Origin of the sequence: Rhodoferax sp. (genome assembly GCF_039922535.1) — a bacterium.
Taxonomy (GTDB): domain Bacteria; phylum Pseudomonadota; class Gammaproteobacteria; order Burkholderiales; family Burkholderiaceae_C; genus Rhodoferax_B.
This window is the reverse complement of record NZ_JBDTEM010000021.1, coordinates 1-2,593: the sequence shown is the minus strand read 5'-3', so window position 1 is coordinate 2,593 and position 2,593 is coordinate 1. Positions and strand designations below refer to the sequence as shown.

2 protein-coding genes are annotated in these 2,593 nt (G+C 62.6%); both read right to left on the bottom strand.

Features of this window, described 5'->3' with window-relative positions; all coding sequences use genetic code 11:
* Positions 1–246: signal peptidase II (locus ABI213_RS00750; protein ID WP_348025683.1), on the bottom strand; the 246-nt coding region annotated here is incomplete at its 3' end.
* On the bottom strand, positions 246–2,593 hold a 2,348-nt coding region (ileS, locus tag ABI213_RS00745), incomplete at its 5' end, for an isoleucine--tRNA ligase (protein WP_348025681.1). The genes ileS and ABI213_RS00750, both read right to left, overlap by 1 nt.

Genomic DNA, 2,593 nt, shown 5'->3' with positions numbered 1-2,593 from the left:
AATGCCGGTAAAGAACCAACGCTGCCAGCCGGTTTCGCCCGCCAGGAACGAGAACGCCGCGCCGGTGTTGTGGGCCCGCACGATGTTGAAGAAGCTGGTGACGTAGGTGCTGTCGCCCAGGTGGTAGTAGCCCAAGATCAGCGTTTTGGCGAACTGGTCGGCTATCAAAATGATGAGCGCCAGACCCAGCCAGGGGATCATGCTGGCGCTGGATTTTCCAAAAGTGGACTTGCCTTTAGTTGCCATTACGCAAATGCCCGGGTTTCACCGGCTCCATACAGGTTGCTGGCGCAGCGGCCACACAGGGTGGGGTGGGCCGGGTCGATGCCCACGTCTGGCGTGTAATGCCAGCAACGTTCGCATTTCACGTCCAAACTGGCCTTGGCGCTTATCTGCTGTGCGTCACCAGCTACTAAGTTAATAGCAGAAGTGATGAACACAAATTTCAGGTCGGCACCCAGGCTGGACAGCAGCGCAAAGTCGTCGGCGGGCACGGTCAGGTCCACATTGGCTTGCAGCGATGCACCCACTTGGCCGTCGGCGCGCAGCACCTCGATGTCCTTGTTGACCGCATCGCGGATCTCGCGGATGCGGCTCCACTTGGCCAGCAAGGCGGCATCCGGCGTGCCCAGGTCGGCATAGGTTTCCAGGAAGATGGTTTCCGATGTGCCAAAGATTTTCCAGGCTTCTTCAGCGGTGAAGCTGAGGAACGGGGCCATCCAGCGCAGCATGGCGTGGGTGATCTGCCAGAGCGCGGTTTGGGCGCTGCGGCGGGCCAGCGATTTGGGTGCGGTGGTGTAGAGCCGGTCTTTCAGTACGTCGAGATAGAACGAGCCCAGGTCTTCCGAGCAATACACCTGCAGCTTGGCGACCACGGGGTGGAATTCATACACCTCGTAGTGCGCCAGGATGTCGGCCTGCAGCTGGGCGGCGCGGCTCAGGGCGTAGCGGTCGATTTCCAGCAACTCGCCCTCCGGCACGGTGTCGGTTGCCGGATCAAAATCGCTGACGTTGGCCATCAGGAACTTCAGCGTGTTGCGCACCCGGCGGTAGGTGTCCACCACGCGGGCCAGGATCTTGGCATCGATGCCCAGGTCGCCCGAGTAGTCGGTCGATGCGCACCACAGGCGGATGATTTCGGCACCCATTTTGTCGCTGACCTCTTGCGGCGCGATCACATTGCCTTCGCTCTTGCTCATCTTGCGGCCACGGCCGTCGACGGTGAAGCCGTGCGTCAGCAGGCCCTTGTACGGCGCGTGGTCGTACATGGCGCAGGAGGTGAGCAGGGAGCTGTGGAACCAGCCGCGGTGCTGGTCGTGGCCTTCCAGGTACAGATCGGCGGGCCAGGCAGATTGCTCTTTGTGGCTGGCGCGCAGCACGTGTTCGTGGGTGGTGCCGGAGTCGAACCACACGTCCAGGATGTCGTTGACCTTGGTGTAGTTTTCGGCCTCGGCGCCGATGATGGACTCGGCGGTGGCCTTGCTCCAGGCTTCCACACCGTTGGCTTCCACCATGGCTGCCGCCTGGTCCATGATTTCCATGGTGCGCGGGTGCAGTTCACCGGTGGCGGTGTGGATGAAGAAGGGCAGGGGCACGCCCCAGTTGCGCTGGCGGCTGATGCACCAGTCGGGGCGGCCCGCGATCATGTCGCGCAGGCGGGTCTTGCCGTTCTCGGGATAGAAGCTGGTTTCTTCGATGGCGGCCAGGGCCAGCTTGCGCAGGGTTTGCGGGGCTTTGTCTTGGGTGAACACGCCCACACCTTCGTCCATGCGGATGAACCACTGGGCTGCGGCCCGGTAGATCACCGGCGTCTTGTGGCGCCAGCAGTGCGGGTAGCTGTGGCTGATGGTTTCGGTGGCAAACAGGCGGTCGTGCTCGCGCAGTTTTTCGATCACCAGCGGCGCGGCCTTCCAGATGTTCAGCCCGCCGAACAGTGGCAAGTCGTCCACGTAGCGGCCATTGCCTTGCACCGGGTTGAGGATGTCGTCGGTTTGGATGCCGTTGGCCACGCAGGAGTTGAAATCCTCTACGCCGTAGGCGGGCGAGGAGTGGACCAGGCCGGTGCCGTCGTCGGCGGTGGCGTAGTCGGCCAGGAAGATCGGGCTCAGGCGGCGGTAGCCGGGGTCTACGTCGTAGAACGGGTGCTTGAAGTTGATCAGTGCCAGCTTTTCACCCAGGGCGGTGGCCAGAACGGTGCCGTTCAGGGCGAAGCGCTCCATGCACTTTTCGACCAGGTCTTCGGCCAGCAGCAGGATGCCGCGCTCGGTTTGTACCAGGGCGTAGGTCAGGGCGGGGTTCAGGTTCAGTGCCTGGTTGGCGGGGATGGTCCAGGCGGTGGTGGTCCAGATCACGGCATAGGCGTGCTGGGCCAGTTTGTCCAGGCCGAAGGCGGCGGCCAGCTTCTCGGGCTCGGCGCATTCAAAACCCACGTCCAGGGTTTGCGACTTTTTGTCGGCGTATTCGATCTCGAACTCGGCCAGCGAGCTGCCGCAGTCGAAGCACCAGTACACCGGCTTCAGGCCGCGGTACACAAAGCCACGCTCCATGATGCGTTTCAGCGCGCGGATTTCATTCGCCTCGTTGCCGTAGTCCA